The following is a 21,440-nucleotide window of genomic DNA, read 5'->3' on the forward strand; positions in this document are numbered from 1 at the left end:
TTAATCCTTAGGTTAGACAGATTTCGCATGCGAAATCTTTTGGTTTAATCACGTCGATGCAACTGTATAAGAGCCTGAGAAGGACGGTAGTGCTGCTTTGCCCACCGCCCGTAATTATTAACGGACTCATACTGACGTTCTGCAGCACCATCACGGTAATACAGTACATGGATAATCCCATGCAGTTGCAGATAGCTTGCTACCGTTGTTACATTATTGCGAACGAAGCGCGTGTGGCTCTGGAACGTATCAAGATCAACTCCGTCCTGTCCGTCATCAAGCGCATCAAGAATAAAAGCGATTAACGCTGAAGCGATAGAACGCCTGCCAGAGCCTGCGATACAAGCATCAAGCTCTTGAAAGGTCATCTGGATTTCCTGTTGTAACGGTAGTGAGCATCCTCTTCAATTGCAGCCACGAACCATCCGGTAGCAGTTTGCCTGTCTATGTTCTCAGGCAAGGAAGCGACTAGCTGCTCAAGTGGAAGTGTACGATTAGATCTGAATATCAGCGCCGACATTCCACACCAGTCCTGGTTACTTTCAGGCTTCCAGCCGATGCTGAGCATCAACGTTAACGCCGTCTGAGCCGCCCACAATGGAGTTTGAACCGGGTTAGAGGACCATGAAAGTAACGCCGTTCCGGGTACGGGCCGGCTTCTTGTAACGTATCCAAGATTGAAAGCTGCTTCTGTTAACGCAGCAGCGGCTTCGGATTGGGTGCCGGGATATCGAAGCGCCCAGAGGCGGATAATTTGGCCACGGAATGCCGTGGCCATTTCGGTGAACGGGGTTGATTTCATCACAGAGATCGCATCCCTTTGACGCGTAGTTCAGAAGCCTCAACTGAAATATCACCAATTTCCAGTTTCACCCACACAGACCCCGCTTTTTCTGGCGCGCGGTCGGTCATTATTACCCCTTGCTGACCGTCTATCTCGACAACAACCTGCCAGGTTTTTACACCGGAGTTGCTATCCAAAGGCTTAGCTGGCTTTTTATTCTGAGACTGAGATTTCGCATGCGAAATCTCACCTTTGCTTTTGTTCTTAACTTCATCAAGAACCGCTTTAACCTGCGCGCGTGAAATACCAGACACCCGCGCTGCCGCGACAAGCTTCTCGGCCTCTTCGGGAGACTTTTCATTTACCTGGATCAGCGTGTAAGCCAGATCGATATCGGATGTGACTTTATCCCGTAGGAGGGCAGTAACATTTTCCGGTGCATCAATGAGACGAAGATGTTTACTGACAAATGAGGTAGGTTTACCCATTGTTTTTGCGATCTGCTCACCCGTCATATTGAACTGATGCTTGAGCTCATAGAACGATTTTGCCGTCGCTAATGGTTTCAAACCAGACTGTTGCAGGTTTTCAATGAGCTGACCGATGATACGTTCTTTTCTTTCCCGTGGTGGTTTGCCAACATAAATATCTATATGGGTATCACCACGTTTGCGAGCAGTACGAACACGTGTTTCTCCTAACCATATCTGGTAACCACGTCTGTCGCGAGGATAACAACGAGGCGGGGTAAGCATCCCTATAGTTTCGAACGTATCAGACATACCATTGATGACATCTTCCTCGAAGTCTTCTTCAGGTCGCACTTGTTCTTCAGCATAAACTAGGTTTATATCGACGCGGATTATCTGTCCATCAGGTTCGATATCCGGGCGGGCTATATCCGACATAATCTGGTGCGCAGCTATATCATGGCTCTGCTCATCTCGCTGTTTATTTGCTATGACCTGTTCAATATCAGAAACAACAGCAGCATTTTTTTTCATTTCCTGCTGCGCCTGGAGTCGTTTCATAAACGGTTTCTTGGCCATTACTTACCTCCTGCGAACAGAATAATTTTCTGGGTAAGTTCTTTATACTGGATTGCAGGAAGACACTTAGGGTCATATTCATCAAAGGAGAGGCCAAGCTCGATCGCCTCTTTTGCAGCTGCAGGTACAAATGATATATAGGCGAGAATGCATTCTTCGGAATAGCCTTTTCCCTGAAGGATCTCGATAAGGAGATTCAGGTTCAGTGTATCAATAGGCCCTAGATATCCTTCTTTAAGCGGCTTTTTATAATTTTTCACCTGCGTCTGGGTCACATAAGTCCCCATGAACTGCAGCGAAGGATTATAGTTCCGTTTAATTTTCTGCATATAAGTAAGCTGTTTACCAACGGCATTACGAGCCTGCTTCTCCAGCAGGGTAGGGATCAGAAGGTAATCAGCTGACATATGCGCTGCGATCATAACATTTGAATATGATGGCGCTGAATCAGCAATAATAAAATCAAACTGTTTCTTCAGTTCTTCAATACGATCCCTGAAGTCGAACATGCAGTCGCTGTTTCGGTAGTTAATTTCATTAAGTTCACTGGTAGCACCAATAAAGAAGCGCCCGCCAGGAAGCTCAATAGGGCGAACCTCTGTGTCCGGAAAGAAAAGCTGATATGTATTCGCCTCGCCGGGTGTAAAACTGTTACTTAAAGGTTCGCGTTCTATCTCACAAGGTAAGTCGTCGGGAAAAGCTCTTTCCGTCAGACCAGTTGTCCAGTCCATATCAATTTCAAGCACACGGAAACCAGTTTTACGAAGATCATGTGCAATTTCACTGGTTGACTGCGATTTAACGATGCCGCCCTTCTGGCTACATACAACGATAAGTTTACCGATAGGTCCGATTTTCAGTGTCATGTAACTGTCCTTAAGATTTCGCATGCGAAATGTTTGAGAAGGGGCGGCACGACTTGAGAGAGTATTTCAGTAATGAGATGAATTCATTGCGGTATTTCATACATACTCCAGTGAGTCAGGCGTTTCGCCAGATGCAGAAGCAGCTATCTGCCACTGCGTTTGTTGTCATGCATTCAGGACAACACAAACAGTATACAGAGAATCTGTAAGGTATCAATAATGATACGCAATAGATTTCGCATGCGAAATCACATTTAGTGTCTGTTAGTAAACAGCCGACCCCGTGGCCTTTTTTATGCTCCTCATTTAATTTCCCGCGCACCTGGACAAAGTGCTGATTATAGCCATAACCCCCATTGCTTAAAGACCAAATAAAGACTATATTTAGACTTTATTAGATAGTGAGGTGTATGATGAAAGTAGAAACTATCAGCTACGTGAAGAAAAATGCTGCCGCGCTTGATCTCGCAGAGCCTATTTTGGTCACACAGAACGGGGTACCGGCCTATGTTATTGAGTCCTATGGCGCTCAGCAGGAGCGTGAAAGCGCCATAGCGCTTCTTAAACTGCTGACCATCTCGGAGAAAGATAAGGCTGAAGGCAACATATTCAGCAAAGAACAACTGCTGGCGAATCTGTAATGCACGTAACCATTCAGTACACGAAAACGGTCAGGATATGCATCGAGGATATAGTCAGCCATTTACGTCGAGTCGAGGTAGAGCCGAAAGAGGTGATAACCGCCATTATTGAGCACTTTGAAAACAGGGTGAGCGATTTCCCTCTGGGGTGTCAAATTTGCCCTGAATTGCTCAAAATTGGCTGTGCGAAATACAGGGAATGCAACACACCGGATGGTTACAGGGTGCTTTATTCCGTCGATGGCAGCGAGATAACTGCTCACGCAATCCTTTCGCACAAGCAGGATATTCAACGCTTATTATTTAGGCGATTGATTAGCATCTGATGGCAGCTCAGATAATTCGATCTTCAAACACAAGGTATATATCATGGGTTTTGTTAACAACATCAGGTTTAAAAAAAGACCACTTCCAGACAAGGCTACCACGGAGGAATTTACAACAAAGGATCTGGAATTTGGTTGTTTGTTTTATGAAATTTCAGAGGAAGGACGGTTGCTGAAAGATAATGAAGACGGTTCTTTCACTGATATGAATTTTAGCGGTGAGTTGCTTGTAGATACTCTACATGGCTTTAGTTCATACTTTATGATTTTTAATGAAAATGGATTCCTTGCCGAAGTTAATGAAGTACCGGAATACGCTTATTACTCTTCAGATATATCCAGACCAGACACGAAACGCCAGCCGTTAAAAGAAGAACTGGCAACAAACATAGCAACGGTTTGCCATTATGAGGGGTCTTATGACTACACAGAACAAGAGCGTAACATGGCGCGTCAAATGCGGGATTACGGTAAAAAGACAATTACGGTGACGCAGGATGTAAACCAGTTAATCAAGCCAGAATAAGCCGCGCTGCGGCTTTTCCTGCTAACCGGGACGTTCAGGTCATTCTGTCCATTGTGCCAATTTTCAGGGGTCAGGAACCAGAAACAACCAGACATCGACCAATCTGAACCAGATTAAAGCAAAAGCCATCCACTCCAGCAGTTCTGCATACCATCTTGGACGTTCCGGTGATTCTGTCCAGTTCAGTCCATGCCTCGTTCTAGCACCTTCAATCACGCACCAAGAATGTACAAAAAAACTATCCATCCTGGACATTTCGGCACTATCGAAAAAAGTGTTCAGAAAATAATTCTGGTGATCGTATTTATTTTTAGTGACCGTAATACAAAACCCCTAGTCTGTTCAAAACTCGTTTTTGAGCAGACTAGGGGTTGGGCAAGCCCGGCGAGCGCGCCAGCCTGTAACATTGTGGTATACCCTAATGTCATAGATGAAATTAGGGGCATTTCCCCATTGGATCATCATCTATCTGTCATGTACATTATGATCATCACCTAAACGTCACTTGTGGGTAAAAAATGTACATTCACGGCTATCTCCGCGCCTCAACCAAAGAACAAGATGCGCTACGGGCAAAAAATCGCATGAAAGCCTTTGTGGAAGAGAAAGGTTTTCGGATGGCCAGTTGGTACACCGAGAATGTGTCCGGGGCGTCACTCCAGCGGCCAGAACTGTTACGGCTGCTCGATGATGCGGCACCTGGTGATATTATTCTTATCGAACAGGTCGACCGACTCTCCCGACTGGATGAAGATGGATGGCAGAAACTAAAACATCTTATCCAGGAAAAAAGACTGGTCGTTGTTGGGGTTCGAGGTCCAATGGGGCGAAAACCTACGCTAAGCGTCTATATATTCGTTAAACTGTTGATTTAAAGGCCTTAGATCACCTTCCATCACATTTTCAGACAAGGTGAATGAGTAATGACCTAACATATTGATAGGGGTTGTGTGCACATTCCCCCGAGATACGCCACTTGCAGCTTAAAAGCATATATTTATCAATACATTAATAGTTATAAATACTCTGAAAACAGATAATTACCTTACCGACCCAACGGTTTAAGAATGTGAATATAAGTAAAATTGGTAACTGTCTGGAATATAAAAATATATTTCACATCTGAAACCATTCCTAAAACAGCGTCTTTTAAATCGAAAAACGGCATTTAATGCACATTAGTGTCTAATATTCGATTTTGTAGACACTTTTTGTATGTTTAATTTGACCATTTAGTTAAAACTCAAAAAAATATAGTCAACTATATGATATAGCTTAAATATTTACTTTCAGATGGCACTTTTCGGGGAAATGTACACAGAACACCTATTTTGCCGACCTCGCTCTGTTAATGCGACAAAACAGAGCTACGGGATAGGATGCTTGTAGTGGGATTACCGATATAAATATTTTACTTCACAGCAAAATGCAGGTTAATCGTCTCGCCTATCAAGATAAATTATGTCAGCTAATCGCGGTAATCTCCCCAGATGGAAAGATAACAACGAAGGCACTGTTAACAAAGGCACTGTTAACAAAGGCTTACGCCACAATGTATCGCGCGAGAACCGTAGGTAAAGGAACTTATACTATCAGCTAATTGTGCACCGTTTACGGACTGCTGCATCGTTTAGGGCGTCACTCAATAGGGCGGGTTGTAACGTTGTGAGCAAGATTCGCATCTACACTTTAGATGATTTAGCTGAGTTTCTCTTTACCCTATACAAGGTACTCCTATGATCCGTTCTACAAAAACAGTTGATAGGTTCAACTTTCCAGACTATACATCCCACGTGCGCAGTCATATCGAAGGCGCTGAAGCCCATCTGAAAAATGATTCAGATGAACTACGACAATGCTCGCCAGAACAGATGCTATATCGCGAATACCAAAATGCGAATGCGCCGCATGGACCGGTTTTGTATGCGGCTAAAGGTGAACACTGGAATGGAGTATCACCAAAATTCCTTGAATTTATTAATACGTTCACTCTGTCGCGGGCGCAAATGGGGTATGCAGAATGCGGTTATGGGATACAGAAACACCGCGATTTCATGCGGCAACTTATTATGGCCGAGCATAACCTGACTGACCGCCGCCCCTCCCGTGAGTTAGATATCGATGTGGGTTGCTTTACGACGACCACAAGGCTTGCGATGTACGATCTGGCCAAGGTGGCTATGCGTCATGCGCGTGAGAAATATCCCCACCAGTCGCCGGTTGCGCTTGTTCCTACCCCTGGCTGGGATTACCGTGGAATTCTCAAAGATGTCGGCTTTGACATTGCCTACTTACCTATCGAGCCAGATAACAGTTGGCTTCCAGACCTTGAACAATGGACTCATATCGTTGATGAGCTTTGTGCTTCTGGCAAGCATATTGCTTTCGCCGTATCAAACCCACAGCACAACCCCACAGGAAAGCAGTGGCCAACCACGGTCACCCAATATTTATTAAACCTGTGCTTACAAGAAGACGCTTATCTGCTGTTGGACGATGCCTATTATTGTGTACACGATCCACGTGTGCCTGTTGTTAATCATCTTAAATCGCTCCTCGATTGTTTTGACCACCCTGGCGGCGTGAATACGCTTGTTGAGTCAGGGATGTTCGACCGATGGGTGGCCACCAGGCCGTTCGGCAAACAATTCAGTTGCAATACCATGGGCGTTGCCGCGATCACCACATCACCCAAGTTGTTACGACAACTCAATCGGGAATCGTGGGTGAATCGTTATCATACGAATACCCACAACGCCGAGATCATGTGTGCGTGGCTTGAAACGCCAGATGCAGCCGATTGGACCATTGAAACTGGCTTGTTTTATGCTCGCCAGAAGGCGCTCGTTCAAACGTACCTCAAAGAAACCCTGGGATGGCCGGATGATGGTGTATGCATCGGGCCATCGACATCTTACATGTTGATCAAAATCCCGAAGGTATATCAGGGATCGTTGAGTCATATTGATAAGTTCCGGGATGATCTGTTCTACGCCACAGGGACACTGGTTTCTGCATCCCTGTTCAACCAATATCAAGCGGAGAAAATCCCGTTTGTTCGACTGCACTTGGGCAGCCATCCCGACGTCATTGAAGAGTTTCTGAGACGCTGGCAAATGGCGGGCTTACATTATGAGCAGAACCACATGTTTTCAGGAAAGGCGGCTATGCAAAAACCCCTTCAGCCCGTAAGAATGCGGATTTGCGTATAATAGATGAAGCGCAAGTGACCCATAAGGCCCACTTTTTAAACTGTGGGCGTTGTGTTTACCGTGACATATCGGGTCTCAACGGCAGTACGGCGACGGAGCAAGATGACCAGTCTCAGCGATTGGCAACATCCTGTTACTCTGCATATAACCGATAAAATGGCCTTATACTGTATTAAATCACATAGCGATCCTATGCTTGAGCCAATGATGACTATAAGGCTTTAAATATTATATGAATCCTTCTCCATTCAATGTCCATACGCAGCAATCGTCCTCATCCTGGCTTTCATTTAAGTTACAACAAAATGTTTTGCTACCACTGGTTATTTTCATTGTTGGATTAGCTATTTCAGGTGCGGGAGCATGGTGGCTTTATAACGAAATTGAAGCCAATGCCAAAGTCGATTTTCAACGTAATGTTGACAGAGTTTCTGGAGAAGTTGAGCGGCGTTTCAATCTCCCAATATATGGACTGAATGGCGCAAAAGGAACTTATGCAGCCAGCAGTGATTTAACCCGTGAACAATTTCATGCTTATGTCGCCTCGCGTAATTTGCCGGTGGAGTTTCCTGGTGTGAGGGGATTTGGTTTTATTCAGCGGGTGCAACGCAACCAGTTAAATTCCTTTATGGCTGATACCCGTGCTGACAGCGCACCAAACTTCGCTCTACGACAATTGCAGGATAAACAGCATGATGATTTGTATATTATTAAATATATAGAGCCATCAGAAGGAAACCAAGGTGCGGAAGGATTCGATGTGGGTTCTGAACCGGTACGACGCGCAGCCGTACTGTCGGCAATAAACAGTGGTAAGCCTACTCTTTCTGGCTCTATTCATCTTGTTCAGGCTAACGTTAACACTCCCGGGGTACTGCTTTTTGTTCCTGTTTATATCTATGGCTCAAATCCTACCACCCCAGCGGAAAGACAAGCGTCGTTAGTGGGTATTCTCTATTCACCTATCGCCATTGCAGAATTATTAAGTGATATTCCTGAGTTTATGAGTGGGCGAGTGGATGTTGAACTGTTTGATAGTATCAACGACTTGTCTGATAAAAATTTGGTCTTTGATGCGGATGGTAGCAAATCCGCTAATTTTGTCCCTACAGAAGAGCATAGCGATAAAGTCATATCTGCGAGGATATTCAATAGTACCAATGTATTACGACTGCCGGGCCGTGACATGACACTGCGGATCAGCAGTACACCGACATTTGAAGCACAGATAGGGCGTTATGTCCCCTGGCTATTATTTGCTTTTGGTCTTTTGCTCAGTTCGGCATTGGCTTTACTTATTCGCCAGCAAGCCAGTGGGCGTGATCGGGCAGAGAGGCTGGCGCGGAATATGACTGCAGATCTTGAACGTCTGGCTTTAGTGGCCAAAAATACCTCTAACGCCGTCGTTATTACCGATGTAAACCGTAAAATTGTCTGGGTTAACGAGGGTTTTGAACGTATTACCGGATACAGTCTAGCCGAGATATTGGGCAAGTCGCCAGGGAAATTACTGCAATGCAGTAATACAGACCAGGGTGTAGCAAGGGAGATGAGAATTGCGTTAGATGCTGGAGAGTCATTTAAAGGCGAAATAGTCAATCGCACAAAGTCAGGTAGAGAGTATTGGATTGAGCTGGAGATTCAACCGCGTCATAACGATAAGAATGAACTTATCGGCTTTATGGCTATTGAGTCGGATATCAGTGAACGTAAAGCGACTTATCAACGTCTTGAAGCGGCCTTACGTGAAAATAATGCCTTACTCAGTACGCTTAATTTACACGGTATTATCTCTACCGCAGACCGGGATGGGATAATGACAGATATTAATGACGCCTTTTGTACTATCAGTGGTTACAGTCGCGAAGAACTGATAGGGCAGACTTACCGATTAGTTGATTCTCATACACATTCGACTAATTTTTGGCAGTCGATGTGGCATAACATTGCTAATGGGATCTCGTGGCGGGGGGAAATCTGTAATAAAGCTAAAGATGGCTCTTTATATTGGGTCGATACCACGATTGCTCCGTTTAACAATAGTACTGGCCAGATTGAGCGATATATTTCCATTCAAGTTGATATTACAGCGAATAAAAATCAGCAAGCCAATCTGATTATTGCTCGAAATCAATTAGTCAGAGCGGCGGATGTTGCTGAGTTAGGTATTTGGACCTGGAACATTCCAGACGGCACACTTTCTTTCGATGATCGGATGAATGATATCTATGGGGTCCCTGAGGAATTACATAATACCCCTATCCCGTTGGCGTATTGGTATAGCCTTGTGCATCCAGAGGATATTTCCGATGTTAAAAGTGCAATAAAAGCGGCGTTAGAAAATGAAAGTGTCTATCGTCAGGTTTTCCGTATTGTGGTGAGAAATGAAGTCCACTTTATTCAATCAACTGGAACGGTTGAACGGGATGAAAGTGGCAAAGTAATGTTGATGATGGGGATTAATCGGGATATTACTCAACAACGCGAGGCCGAGAATATCCTGAAAACAGCAAGAGAAGCTGCTGAAGAAGCCAATAAGGCCAAATCTGCATTTTTGGCCAATATGAGTCATGAGCTACGGACCCCGATGAATGCCATCCTTGGCATGCTGACATTGCTGCGTAGGACGGGTCTTGATAGGAAACAAGCTGATTATGCGGTTAAAAGTGAAGCCGCCACGCGCACCTTGCTGCGCTTGCTGAACGATATCCTGGACTTCTCCAAAATCGAATCCGGTAAAATGGAACTGGAATGTATCCCGTTTGATATTCATGTGATGTTGCGTGATTTGGCGGTTATCTTATCGAGCTATCTGAAGGTTAAAAAGGTTGAGGTCTTATTTGATATTGACCCTTCACTACCCCAGTTTGTTGAAGGCGATAGCATGCGACTCCAGCAGATATTAACCAATCTGGGGGGCAATGCACTGAAGTTCACCGAACTTGGTGAGGTGGTGCTTTTCATCAAGGTTATCACGCAGAATAGCCATTATGTGACATTACATTTTGGGGTGCGCGATACCGGGATTGGCATCGCACCAGAGAACCAGGAAAGTATTTTTAGTGGTTTTACACAAGCAGAAGCCTCTACAACGCGCCGATTTGGTGGCACAGGATTAGGGCTAGTAATAAGCCAGCGCTTTGTTGCATTGATGGGTGGGACGCTCACCTTAGAAAGTCAACCTGGTCAGGGGAGTCTATTTCATTTTACCCTAACGCTGTCGCTGCCTTCTGATACCAATCTGGTTATTAATAATGAAATACCAGACACGTTGGTAAGCAGAGCACAGGCGTTGAACAATTTGCGTGTCTTGGTTGTTGATGATAATCCGACGGCCTGTGACCTGATCAAACAGATGGGGGAATCACTAAAATGGACCGTTGATGTCGCAACCAGTGGCAATGATGCATTGCAATTGATGAGACAACAGCGTGATAGGGGTATTACCTACGGGGCGCTCTTTATTGACTGGCAAATGCCTGGCTTAGATGGTTGGCAGACCAGTAAATGTGTGCGTGAACTAATGCCAGTCGATAACGGCCCTATGATTGTCATGGTAACCGCCCATGATCGTGAAATGCTATTACAGCGCAGCGAAGAAGATCAGGCATTACTGGACGGTTATCTGGTTAAGCCGATCACGGCATCGATGTTGTTGGATTCCGTGATCGATGCATTAAATGAACGCAAACACCCTGATGTTGTGAAACCGGCAATAGCCAAATCTTCACACCGGTTGTCCCGTATAAGACTGTTAATTGTTGAAGATAACTTGAATAATCAGCAGATAGCCCGTGAGCTGCTGGAGGATGAAGGGGCGGAGGTCCGTATTGCCAATCACGGTAAAGAAGCGATTGAAATATTAGCGCATAACGCGTCTTCATTTGATCTGGTCTTGATGGATTTACAAATGCCGGTCATGGATGGATTTAATGCAACACAGTATATTCGTGAAAGTCTCGGTCTGAAGGATTTACCGATTATAGCCATGACGGCCAATGCGATGGTATCCGATCGTGACGCCTGCCTGGCTGCTGGAATGAATGACCATATTGGTAAACCTTTTGACTTGAATAATCTGATACACGTCATACGAAAATACAGTGGGCAAGCTGATGTTGCCGCGACGGTTAGCCACAAAACACCGTCTTCGTTATCTATTGAATTGAACAATGTCGCGGCTGCGGCAGGCATTGACGTTGATGCCGCTCTTAATCGATTAGGGGGCGATATAAAACTGTACCAAAAAATGCTATCGCTGCTCAGCACCGATTTGTCTAATTTCCCTGCTCAATTAAATACGTTGATGGATAAGGGTGACAATGTGTCCGCTTCCCGTTTGTTGCATACCATCAAAGGATTGGCCGCACAACTGGGAGCTACTGAGCTTTCCTTGATTGCAGGTCAGGGTGAAGCGTTACTCAATAATAGCGTGATACCAACACCAGATACGCTTAACCGACTACTGAATGAAATTCGACATAAAGTGTCGGCCACCGAGTCGGGGATAATCGCCATAATATCGATATTATCGGTAGATGCGCCTAATGATTTACCGGCAATACCCCCGAGTAAGCAACCCATTAGGCCAGAACTTGACAGCTTGATGTTGCTATTACAAAACTCCGATATGGCTGCACTAGAAGTGATGAATAAGTTAATGGTGACGTTTAGTCAGCAACTTAGTGGACAATTACTGCCGCTCAGTGAGGCCGTCAACCAGCTAGACTTCGTCAAGGCTATCTCGCTGTGCCAAACCCTGATGGATAATATTTTTACTCAGCAAGATGAGGGTATATGACAATAACCTATTATTTTCCTAAAGGGGGGCAGCGATCATTTCCTCCAAAAGACCCACTTTCACGTCATATCACTTTGAATTTTAATGAGAAAGTTGTTCATTTTTAACATCGTTTTTTATTTTTCTTTTCAGCCGAAAGTAGGTCGCTCGAGAAACTCCTGTTTTTTCTGTCACACTGTTCACCGTTTCACCCTGCAAAATCAAGGTCAGAGCTGCCGGTGTCCGGGGATGAATTTTTCTTCCAAATTTTACGCCTGCTGCCAATGCTACTATTCTACCGTCATTAGTCCGTTCCAGGATGCGTTCACGCTCAGCTTCTGCCACTGCAGCTAGGATCTGGATAACCATTTTCCCCATAGTACCTTCGGTACTGAGGCCATTCTCCAGGAAGCGGATTGCTATCCCTTTTTTGTAGCAGCCATCAACAACACGGATCATGTCGGCGGTGTTACGTCCAAGACGATCCATTTTTGTGCAGATAATGACGTCATCTTTCTCTGCACGGGCCAACAAGCGCTGTAACCCCTCTCGCTCATCCGTTGCACCCGTCATCATATCTGTAAAAATGCGATCCTCGCGGATACCAGCACTTTTCAGCTCCATAATCTGATGCGTCAATTTTTGATGGCTGGTTGATACCCGTGCATACCCCAGTAATGCCATTTTTGGTCTCACTTATCGTTTTTGATACTGCGTGGTATCATAATGCACGAAATGCGACTTTTGAAACCTACTTTCGAACTGTTTTAGACAGGTATCAAATATCATAATATCTGATACCGCCAAAATAATACGGATCAATAAATAACGAAAGGATGCGTGATGGCTGCTGATTTTCTGACCGACAAACAGACACAGAACTACGGGCGTTATGCCGCAGAGCCAAACGAGATCCAACTGGCACGGTATTTTCATCTTGATGAGCGAGACCTTACTTTCATCAACCTGCGTAGGGGCAGGCATAACCGGTTGGGAATTGCCCTTCAACTCACAACTGCCCGCTTTCTGGGAACCTTCTTGTCCGATCTCATGCAAATACCGTCCGGTGTCCAGTTTTATGTCGCAAGGCAACTTAACATCCGCTATCCAGAGATCATTTCCCGCTATGCTCAAAGGGAAAACACACGTTGGGAGCACCACGGGCTTATCAGGCAGTACTATAGCTATCATGATTTCGGTGATTTCCCGTGGTCGTTCAGACTGAAGCGATTGCTGTATACCCGTGCATGGCTCAGTAATGAACGCCCCGGACTGATGTTCGATTTTGCCACAGCGTGGTTGCTTCAAAATAAAGTGTTGTTGCCAGCCGCATCCACCCTGACGAGAGTCATTGGTGAAATCCGTGAGCGTGCGACCCGCCGCTTGTGGCGAAAATTGGCCGCGCTGCCAAACCGTTGGCAGACCGCACAACTGGCTGGGTTACTTGAAATCCCCGAAGGACAGCGACTCTCAGTGATGGAGCACCTAAAAAGAGGCCCTGTCACTATCAGTGGCCCCGCGTTCACTGAAGCACTTGAACGTTACACTCGCCTGCGCAGCCTGGAATTTGCCTGTCTGAATTTCACTGGGCTGCCCGCCATACAGATCCGCAATCTGGCACGCTATGCCGGAATGGCATCGGTGAAATATATCAGCAGAATGCCAGAAGAACGGCGGCTTGCGATCCTTACCGCATTCGTGAAAGCGCAAGAAATCTCGGCGCTGGACGAGGCCGTTGACGTGCTGGATATGCTGATCCTCAATATTACCCGGGAGGCGAAGAAAACCGGGCAGAAAAAGCGACTTAGGACGCTCAAAGATCTTGACCGCGCGGCGTTGCTGCTGGCGCGGGCATGCGCACTTTTACTTGATGAAGATACCGCCGATGATTTGCTGCGAAAGACCATATTCAGCAGTGTATCTGTCGCCAGACTGGCAGAGTCCGTGGAGAAAGTGAATGAACTGGCCCGCCCCCAGGATACAAACTTTCAGGATGAAATGGTGGAGCAATACGGACGGGTAAGGCGTTTTTTGCCCGCACTACTGCGCGATCTGCATTTCCGTGCGGCCCCAGACGGTGAACATACCTTGGCTGCCATCCATTACCTGGCAGAGCTAAACGGCTCGAAAAAACGGATCCTGGACGATGCACCTGAACATATCATTTCAGGCCCTTGGAAACGCCTGGTGTACGATGCTGACGGTCGGATACAGCGAGCAGGTTACTCGTTGTGTCTGCTGGAGCGACTTCAGGATGCGCTACGCCGTCGTGACATCTGGTTGGAAAACAGCGATCGTTGGGGTGATCCGCGCCAAAAACTTCTTCAGGGGGAGGAATGGCAGGCGCAGCGGGTTCCAGTCTGCCGGGCATTGGGTCACCCCACTAGTGGCAGTAAAGCATCGGAGCAATTGACCGCACAGTTAGATGAAACCTGGAAAACGGTGGCATCACGTTTTGATCGCAATACCGCCGTGGACATCTGCAATGAAGGTAAACATCCTTCGCTGACCATCAGCAGCCTGGATAAATTGGATGAGCCACCGGCGCTGATACAACTGAGCAGCCGAGTCAGACAATTGCTCCCACCCGTTGACCTGACAGAACTGTTGCTCGAGATTGACGCCAGAACTGGCTTCACCCGTGAATTCAGCCATGTCAGCGAGTCAGGTGCCCGTGCGCAGGATCTACATATAAGCCTGTGTGCGGTGATGCTGGCTGAGGCCTGCAATATCGGACATGAGCCGCTGATCAAGCACAATATCCCTGCACTGACCCGCCATCGCCTGAGCTGGGTGAAACAGAACTACATCCGAGCAGAAACGCTGGTTAGCGCCAATGCGCGGCTGGTTGATTTTCAGTCCTCGTTAGCGTTGGCAGGATACTGGGGTGGCGGGGAGGTAGCCTCCGCTGATGGTATGCGTTTTGTCACGCCAGTGAAAACGGTGAATTCTGGCCCCAACAGAAAATACTTTGGTTCAGGGCGCGGCATCACCTGGTACAACTTTGTCTCTGACCAATATTCGGGTTTTCATGGCATAGTGATCCCTGGAACACTGCGGGATTCCATCTTTGTGCTGGAAGGGCTACTTGAGCAACAAACGGGACTAAACCCGGTTGAAATCATGACGGACACTGCAGGTACCAGTGACATTATCTTTGGCCTGTTCTGGCTACTGGGATACCAATTTTCACCTCGTCTGGCGGATGCGGGTGAGGCTGTGTTCTGGCGGGCCGACAAAGCAGCGAATTACGGGGCGTTGGACAAACTGGCGCGGGGTTGTGTTGACCTTTCTAAAATCGAAAGCCACTGGGATGAGATGATGCGGGTTGCCGGTTCGCTGAAGCTGGGCACTATTCATGCGTCAGAACTCATTCGTTCGCTATTGAGAAGTACCCGACCGTCAGGGCTTGCTCAGGCAATAATGGAGGTCGGAAGAGTTAACAAGACACTGTATCTTCTCAACTATATTGATGATGAGGACTATCGCCGCCGGATCCTAACACAGTTGAACCGGGGTGAAGGCCGCCATGCCGTTGCAAGAGCCATCTGCTACGGTCAGCGTGGCGAGATCAGAAAACGTTACCGCGAGGGGCAGGAAGATCAGTTGGGTGCGCTGGGTCTGGTGACAAACGCAGTGGTGCTGTGGAATACGCTTTATATGCAGGAAGCCTTGTCGCACCTGCGCAGCATCGGGGAAGGGCCAGAAGATGAACATATCGCGCGGCTTTCGCCTCTGATGCACGGTCATATCAACATGCTGGGACATTATACGTTCACACTACCGGAGGATATTATGAAGGGGGAACTGAGGCCATTAAATCTCAATATAAACAATGAATTATCTCCTTAGCGTGGTTTTTTACATCATTGGCCCTCAAACCCCTTGTTAGCCTGGATTTACCCACAAGTCACATGGCACTAACTCCGAATGCACCTGATGAATTCACTCTTGCCATGCTGAAAGCCATCAATGGCATGATGTTGGATATGTTGGCCGCTATCGCACGTAAAGATTACAGCGATCGACGTCGGCGCCAGGAAGAGGGGATAACCAAAGCCAAAGCGGCGGGGAAATTTAAGGGACGACAAGCAGATCGCCTTTTGCATGAGAAAATAATAGAGCTGCGCATCAAAAATGGCCAAAGTATCAGGGATACAGCAAGGCTCACTGGTGTATCTGAAAGAACAGTTATACGGATCGTCAACAAAGCAAAAATGGCTATTGAAGAAAGCAACGAAAATAAATAGGTGATCGGTCACGGCGGGTTTTGGGAGTTTTCGCTATATGGGGGAAAAGCCAAGTAAAAAAGGGTGGCAATCGGAGCGTAACGCGCCCGAGACGCTCCGATTGCCTGCCTCTGGCGGTATGCAAGCCACTGAGACATAACGCATTATAGCAGACATTCAGGGCGGGAATAGGGGAGGTTGGGCCATTTGGCACTCCAGGGGTAAAGCCAACTGAAAAGAGGGGGATGAGATATCATATAAATAGCACTTTTTGCACAATGCAACCATTGTTAGCTGTGCTATAATTTACCTAACAGGATTACATTCATATTTCTTTACTTTGTAGTGTTTATAATATACTATAAAAACAATAGAAGAAAGCAAATGCACAAATTCTTCCAATAACACTTCCTGTTCCTTTCCAAGAATTGTTATACATCCCAGTTGATAGCCCTCCCACTTTAAGAATGAATCATTCTTTTTGGCGGCGAACTATTATCTGAATTTGGCAAGATAGCCCCTTACCCGAAAAAGGAGAAGCAAATGAACAGTATTATATAAAGTATTATCGGCAGTTCTATCTAAAAACAAGAAATCTATGACGCTTCAATATTATGGCGGCGGGTTCTCTTTGTCATTTTTTTAATCACTACACAGTGAGTTGCAATTATGAAAATAATTTATTCAAACAAAAACTTTCATTTATCTAAACAAGAGGAATTCATAGCTAATGCCATATTATATCTCTGTACTCAATGGTCTTATCTCTACCATCAAAGATACTGCGGTTTTATTTTCAATTACTATCAGCGACGTAGTAAACGTTTTAGGTCATATATGTTCGTATGGGAGTAATATAAAAACAACTTACCAAGAAGAGAGGTATTGGACTACGTGCTTACTACTATTGGTAATGTGCTTTTACTTAGTTTGTATTGCTGTGGGGTTTTTCTATGTACTACCAGTATGGAAAGGTTGGCTAATAGCGAAATGTGGATTTTCTCCACTACTAGCCAGTGTTGTTTCAAAAAGGTTATTACACACTTTATGTAAACACATTTTATCTATCCGTAATCTAATCAAGTAATTAGATTAGCAGGTGAGAGCTGCAACTTTCACCTGCGCTTATATTATAACCAATCTACCCGCTCAGTGCAATCATTGTGCAGGGCGGGGGGATTGGCCTAGTGGGAGCGAAGTTGCAAAATGCGACATCTGACTAAATAGTTAGCGTCAACGGCTCTAGGAAAATACACTTTCGCGGCCCTTGTACAGCTATGGCCGCGGTAGATATAACAGTGAACTTAACTAATATACCTCAAGACTACGGCCCATAAATATCGACGGTTCCGGCTTATGCTCTCCTTAGAGAATTTTAACAGAAACTTACGTTTTGGGATTGTAAGCCAGATATTTCGTCACCTAACTCGCTGGTATATTTAGGTAACGAAATGCCAGAAATGGGCAGAATTACCTCACTGCCCAGAAAGATTTAATTTTCTGGGCAGTGAGGGTAACAACAAATGCAACAATGATAACAGCGGCAACGACAAGGGAGAATATCGAAACCTCACGAAACAAAAAGGCAAAGCCCGTCACAATCATATCTATGATGCTGCTCATCGACTGCCAATCATTGAAGGATGGCGGGTTTAGAACGGCACTTATAAAAAGTTTAACTGTATCCATACTGGCCTCCAATAAAAGTATTTTTTTATTAGTATACAAAATATACTTAACGTAGGTTTTCGCACCATTGGACCTCAAACCCCTAAAACGACATACCAAAATCCGCTGTGAGGCAACACCTTATGATCCGACATTCGCCAGTTACTGGAGTTCACGTAAGGAAAATAGGGACAAAAGCCGAAACAGCTGGCATATGTCGCTGGAAACCGCGTTATGAGAAGTTTGCCGGGTAACAATAATTGCCTTTGAGAGGCTTGAGCGGAGTGCGGTGAAAGTCGGGGTCCGCTTGGAAAACGGAAAATATCCTACGCTAAGCCTGTTTTTTGTACAAACTGCTGTCAACTGAGCGTAATGAACGGTATTTCCCCTGTCCCAGCTTGAGGTTTGTTCGCCAGACGTAATCTCCACTCAGGTTGATGTGTTCCCATCCCAGCGGGGACAGATGAGAAATCAGCTGGTCATTGAATGGGATCCCTTTTCGCTTTAGAGAATCGATGGCTCTTTCTATATATACCGTATTCCAGAGTGAAATTGCCGCAGTCAGCAACGTCAGCCCACTGGCCCGGTAGCTCTGGTTTTCCAGTCCCCGATCTCTGATTTCCCCCAGTCGGTGCATAAAGACTGCGCGCGCAAGGGCATTGCGTGCCTCACCTTTATTCAGCCCTGCCTGTACGCGTCGACGCAGGAAAGGATCCCGGAACCAGTCCAGCATAAACAATGACCTTTCGATGCGACCAATTTCCCTCAGCGCTTTTGCCAGACCATTTTGTTTAGGGTAACTGGCCAGCTTTTTCATCATCAGCGATGCCGTCACCGTTCCCTGCTTTACAGAACTCGCCAGACGTAGCACCTCACTCCAGTGAGTTTCAATGTCCTTTAGATTCAGGCGGGTTGTGGAGATGATTGACTGAAGCCCCGGATACAACTCGGCCTTTCCATGAATAAACAGCCGCTTGTCATGAAGATCCCGGATCCTTGGCGCAAAAGCGAATCCGAGCAGATGCATCAGCGCGAAAACATGCTCAGTGAAACCTGCGGTGTCGGTGTAATGCTCTGTGATTTCCAGATCACTTTCGTGATACAGCAAGCCGTCAAGTACGTGAGTAGAGTCGCGCACACGGCTGATGACTTTGCTGTAAAACGGGCTGTACTGGTCCGAAATATGCGTATAAATCTGCACGCCTGGCTCCTGACCGTATTTCAGATTGACCTGACCCGCGTAACGCCCATGACTGCCCACCCGAAAGTTCTGTCCATCAGACGAGGAGGTTGTCCCATCACCCCAGAATGCCGCCAAAGGCCGTTCTTTCTGAGCATTGACCAGTTCGGCCAGCGCGGCTGAATAGGTTTCATCTCTGATATACCAGGCCTGTATACCCTCAAGGGACGATTTGGTCGTTCCCGGACAGGATTCAGCCATTTTTGTCAGCCCAAGATTGATGCCATCGGCCAGGATGGTGGTCAGTAACAATTTTCTGTCTTTAGGTCTGACGTGATGATTTTTGAGATGGGTGAAATGGCGGGTAAAACCGGTCCAGCCGTCCACTTCATCTAGCATTTCAGTAATTTTAGGGTGAGGCAGCATGCCATAAACCAGATCGGCAAACGGGGATACTGCTGAAGGGACACTGTTGTCCAGCGGGGTAATTTTCACGCCTTTATCCGATATATCAACATCGGGCAAATCACCGACCAGCGCCATCGCATTCACTTCCTCCAGGCGCGATGCCAGAAGCGTCATACGGCTCTTTATGTACTCATGACAATTGGTCGGGATAGCTAGGGATAATTGGTTATCCCGGAGTGATTTTTCAAAATCGCCGGATGGGATCAGATAATCATCAAAGTTCCGGTAGCGACGCGATCCCTTTACCCAGATATCACCAGAACGCAGGGCTCCCTTCAGTTCATTCAGCACGCAAAATTCGTAATATTTTCGATCAATGCCGGAGGATGTGATCACCACTTTTCTCCAGCTTTCCGGGATGAACCCGGTTGGCGCAGAAGGCGGTACTTTTCGGAGTTGCTTTCGATACATCTCTCTGACGGTATCCAGCGCGTCACTGAGTTGCATTGCGGCGGGTGCAGCAATGAACTGCAACGCGGCCAGCATCCGGGGGGCGTATTTACGCAGCGTACTGTATTTTTCTGTGATCAGATGCAACGGGTCGAAGTTGTCCTTACGTGACAGGAACCGCGTCTCTTCCACGCTGTTGATGAATTCCTGCCAGGGAAGGACGTCTTCTATTGCAGCCCAGGGATCTTCTCCGGACTCTCTGGCGTTAAGCAATGCCTGCCCGACGGTAACGTATTGCTTCAGCTTACTTTGAATCAGCTTTCCCGTTTGCTGGAGTCGTTCGGCCTGCGTGCGTTTTGCCCTGCTGAACAGACTGCCCAGAATACGCTCGTGCAGCTCAATAACTTCGTCTGTCAGGGTGGCCCTGGCTTCCGATATAACACAAACCAGCGAGGCATAACGGCGAACATCAGTAAATTTTGCCAGGTCACGGCTACTCATTTTCCTGCCTTCACGTGCGAGTTTCAGGAGCCGGTTCTGGTGAACGGAAAGCGCAATGCCGTCAGGCAGTGACTCAATCGAATTTAATCGGTCGATATGTTGCAGGACATTTTTACCATTAATTTTTCCTGGAGGCTGGAGCAGCCAGGCCAGCCGTGAAGTTTTCTCACCCTCAGAGACCAGCAGACGGTCCAGCATCGCTTTATGTCCCGGCTCAAGCTGCGCGGTAAGCGCAGAAAAGACGGCCCTGTCTGCAAGCGTTGTTGCTTCGGCCAGTGTTCGCTCGATAACATCAACAGAAGGGAAAATCACTTTATTTAGGTGGAGCCAGGAGAGCATTTCCTCCGCAAGCAAAAAGCCTCTGTCTGTCCGCATGGCATGGGAATAAAGGTGGCGAATGCAGGTTTTTTGTAGCGCCCGGTTGAAGGGAGATAATTCCAGGTAGCGGTAGAGTTCAGCCAGATGCTCCCAGCGAGTGACTTCTCTTGATGCATACTCGGCCCACAAATCAGGCTGAAGTTTCAAATGAGCCGCCAGTCGGGAAACAACTCCGTCGTGAGGGGAGATATTTTTGTCGGGAGGAAACCCTGGCCCTCGCAAATAGCAGAGTAAAACAGTAAAGCCCAGACGGTTTGCAGGTCTGCGGTGTTTATTAATAAGCGCGAGGTCATGTTCACTCAAAAAGCACATGCGCGTCAGAAGAACGTCATCATCCGGCACAACCAACAAGCGTTCTTTTTCTTCACTGCTGAGTATTTGTCTCCGTGGCATAGATGCTTCCTCTGCATATAGTTTATTTTTGTTATCACTTTACACTGAC

13 protein-coding genes and 2 pseudogenes are annotated in these 21,440 nt (G+C 46.5%); 8 read left to right on the forward strand and 7 right to left on the reverse strand.

Annotated features, from left to right (window positions below; genetic code table 11):
• Positions 1-44 precede the first annotated feature (44 nt).
• Genes ACQ4OC_RS15975 through ACQ4OC_RS15990 form a run of 4 tightly spaced genes read right to left on the reverse strand, consistent with a single transcriptional unit; the run spans position 45 to position 2,699 of the window.
• Complete coding sequence (locus ACQ4OC_RS15975; protein ID WP_430971389.1) at positions 45-368, reverse strand: hypothetical protein; 324 nt, start codon at positions 366-368, stop codon at positions 45-47.
• Positions 365-802, reverse strand: a complete 438-nt coding sequence (locus ACQ4OC_RS15980) for a hypothetical protein (RefSeq protein WP_430971411.1) — start codon at positions 800-802, stop codon at positions 365-367. Before ACQ4OC_RS15980 ends, ACQ4OC_RS15975 begins: the two co-directional genes overlap by 4 nt.
• The gene (locus ACQ4OC_RS15985; protein ID WP_050881798.1) at positions 802-1,833 is read right to left on the reverse strand and encodes a ParB/RepB/Spo0J family partition protein; all 1,032 of its coding nucleotides are present in this window, start codon (positions 1,831-1,833) and stop codon (positions 802-804) included. The genes ACQ4OC_RS15980 and ACQ4OC_RS15985 overlap by 1 nt, the downstream gene beginning before the upstream one ends.
• Complete coding sequence (locus tag ACQ4OC_RS15990; RefSeq protein WP_050881797.1) at positions 1,833-2,699, reverse strand: ParA family protein; 867 nt, start codon at positions 2,697-2,699, stop codon at positions 1,833-1,835. The genes ACQ4OC_RS15985 and ACQ4OC_RS15990 overlap by 1 nt, the downstream gene beginning before the upstream one ends.
• A 413-nt stretch (positions 2,700-3,112) precedes the next feature.
• Between ACQ4OC_RS15990 and ACQ4OC_RS15995 the strand changes: the two genes are divergently transcribed.
• From ACQ4OC_RS15995 to ACQ4OC_RS16020, 6 genes and pseudogenes are all read left to right on the forward strand, one after another.
• On the forward strand, positions 3,113-3,340 hold the full coding sequence (locus tag ACQ4OC_RS15995; protein WP_050881796.1) for a type II toxin-antitoxin system Phd/YefM family antitoxin: 228 nt from the start codon (positions 3,113-3,115) through the stop codon (positions 3,338-3,340).
• Complete coding sequence (locus ACQ4OC_RS16000; RefSeq protein ID WP_430971390.1) at positions 3,340-3,666, forward strand: type II toxin-antitoxin system RelE/ParE family toxin; 327 nt, start codon at positions 3,340-3,342, stop codon at positions 3,664-3,666. Before ACQ4OC_RS15995 ends, ACQ4OC_RS16000 begins: the two co-directional genes overlap by 1 nt.
• A 43-nt stretch (positions 3,667-3,709) precedes the next feature.
• The gene (locus ACQ4OC_RS16005) at positions 3,710-4,192 is read left to right on the forward strand and encodes a hypothetical protein (protein ID WP_050881794.1); all 483 of its coding nucleotides are present in this window, start codon (positions 3,710-3,712) and stop codon (positions 4,190-4,192) included.
• A gap of 518 nt (positions 4,193-4,710) precedes the next feature.
• Positions 4,711-5,013 (forward strand): annotated as a pseudogene (locus tag ACQ4OC_RS16010) (recombinase family protein); the annotation flags it as partial.
• Positions 5,014-5,928: 915 nt separating this feature from the next.
• Positions 5,929-7,404, forward strand: a complete 1,476-nt coding sequence (locus ACQ4OC_RS16015) for an aminotransferase class I/II-fold pyridoxal phosphate-dependent enzyme (RefSeq protein WP_430971391.1) — start codon at positions 5,929-5,931, stop codon at positions 7,402-7,404.
• Between the two features lie 232 nt (positions 7,405-7,636).
• Positions 7,637-12,205 (forward strand): CHASE domain-containing protein, encoded by a 4,569-nt coding sequence (locus ACQ4OC_RS16020; protein ID WP_430971392.1) that lies wholly within the window; start codon positions 7,637-7,639, stop codon positions 12,203-12,205.
• A gap of 81 nt (positions 12,206-12,286) precedes the next feature.
• On the opposite strand, the gene ACQ4OC_RS16025 is transcribed toward ACQ4OC_RS16020, so the two are convergent.
• A complete protein-coding gene (locus ACQ4OC_RS16025; protein ID WP_430971393.1) occupies positions 12,287-12,868 on the reverse strand; it encodes a recombinase family protein in 582 nt (193 codons plus the stop codon).
• 159 nt (positions 12,869-13,027) lie between these two features.
• On the opposite strand from ACQ4OC_RS16025, the gene ACQ4OC_RS16030 reads away from it, so the two are divergent.
• Positions 13,028-16,036, forward strand: a complete 3,009-nt coding sequence (locus ACQ4OC_RS16030) for a Tn3 family transposase (protein WP_430971394.1) — start codon at positions 13,028-13,030, stop codon at positions 16,034-16,036.
• A gap of 32 nt (positions 16,037-16,068) precedes the next feature.
• Positions 16,069-16,434 (forward strand): annotated as a pseudogene (locus ACQ4OC_RS16035) (recombinase family protein); the annotation flags it as partial.
• A 1,449-nt stretch (positions 16,435-17,883) separates the two neighbouring features.
• Here ACQ4OC_RS16035 and ACQ4OC_RS16040 read toward each other — a convergent pair.
• Together ACQ4OC_RS16040 and ACQ4OC_RS16045 are read right to left on the reverse strand one after the other, a co-directional pair.
• On the reverse strand, positions 17,884-18,102 hold the full coding sequence (locus ACQ4OC_RS16040; protein ID WP_120806781.1) for a hypothetical protein: 219 nt from the start codon (positions 18,100-18,102) through the stop codon (positions 17,884-17,886).
• Between the two features lie 310 nt (positions 18,103-18,412).
• Positions 18,413-21,391, reverse strand: coding sequence for a Tn3 family transposase (locus ACQ4OC_RS16045; RefSeq protein WP_430971395.1), 2,979 nt, complete (start codon positions 21,389-21,391; stop codon positions 18,413-18,415).
• Positions 21,392-21,440 lie beyond the last annotated feature (49 nt).

It is taken from the genome of Yersinia sp. J1 (assembly GCF_050586585.1).
GTDB classification, from domain to species: Bacteria; Pseudomonadota; Gammaproteobacteria; order Enterobacterales; family Enterobacteriaceae; genus Yersinia; species Yersinia entomophaga.

Coding starts and splice junctions, on each gene's coding strand:
- ACQ4OC_RS16040 (WP_120806781.1), bottom strand. CDS start 18,102: ATGGATACAGTTAAACTTTTTATAAGTGCCGTTCTAAACCCGCCATCC.
- ACQ4OC_RS16045 (WP_430971395.1), bottom strand. CDS start 21,391: ATGCCACGGAGACAAATACTCAGCAGTGAAGAAAAAGAACGCTTGTTG.
- ACQ4OC_RS15980 (WP_430971411.1), bottom strand. CDS start 802: ATGAAATCAACCCCGTTCACCGAAATGGCCACGGCATTCCGTGGCCAA.
- ACQ4OC_RS16025 (WP_430971393.1), bottom strand. CDS start 12,868: ATGGCATTACTGGGGTATGCACGGGTATCAACCAGCCATCAAAAATTG.
- ACQ4OC_RS16005 (WP_050881794.1), top strand. CDS start 3,710: ATGGGTTTTGTTAACAACATCAGGTTTAAAAAAAGACCACTTCCAGAC.
- ACQ4OC_RS16015 (WP_430971391.1), top strand. CDS start 5,929: ATGATCCGTTCTACAAAAACAGTTGATAGGTTCAACTTTCCAGACTAT.
- ACQ4OC_RS16000 (WP_430971390.1), top strand. CDS start 3,340: ATGCACGTAACCATTCAGTACACGAAAACGGTCAGGATATGCATCGAG.
- ACQ4OC_RS16030 (WP_430971394.1), top strand. CDS start 13,028: ATGGCTGCTGATTTTCTGACCGACAAACAGACACAGAACTACGGGCGT.
- ACQ4OC_RS15975 (WP_430971389.1), bottom strand. CDS start 368: ATGACCTTTCAAGAGCTTGATGCTTGTATCGCAGGCTCTGGCAGGCGT.
- ACQ4OC_RS15990 (WP_050881797.1), bottom strand. CDS start 2,699: ATGACACTGAAAATCGGACCTATCGGTAAACTTATCGTTGTATGTAGC.
- ACQ4OC_RS15995 (WP_050881796.1), top strand. CDS start 3,113: ATGAAAGTAGAAACTATCAGCTACGTGAAGAAAAATGCTGCCGCGCTT.
- ACQ4OC_RS16020 (WP_430971392.1), top strand. CDS start 7,637: ATGAATCCTTCTCCATTCAATGTCCATACGCAGCAATCGTCCTCATCC.
- ACQ4OC_RS15985 (WP_050881798.1), bottom strand. CDS start 1,833: ATGGCCAAGAAACCGTTTATGAAACGACTCCAGGCGCAGCAGGAAATG.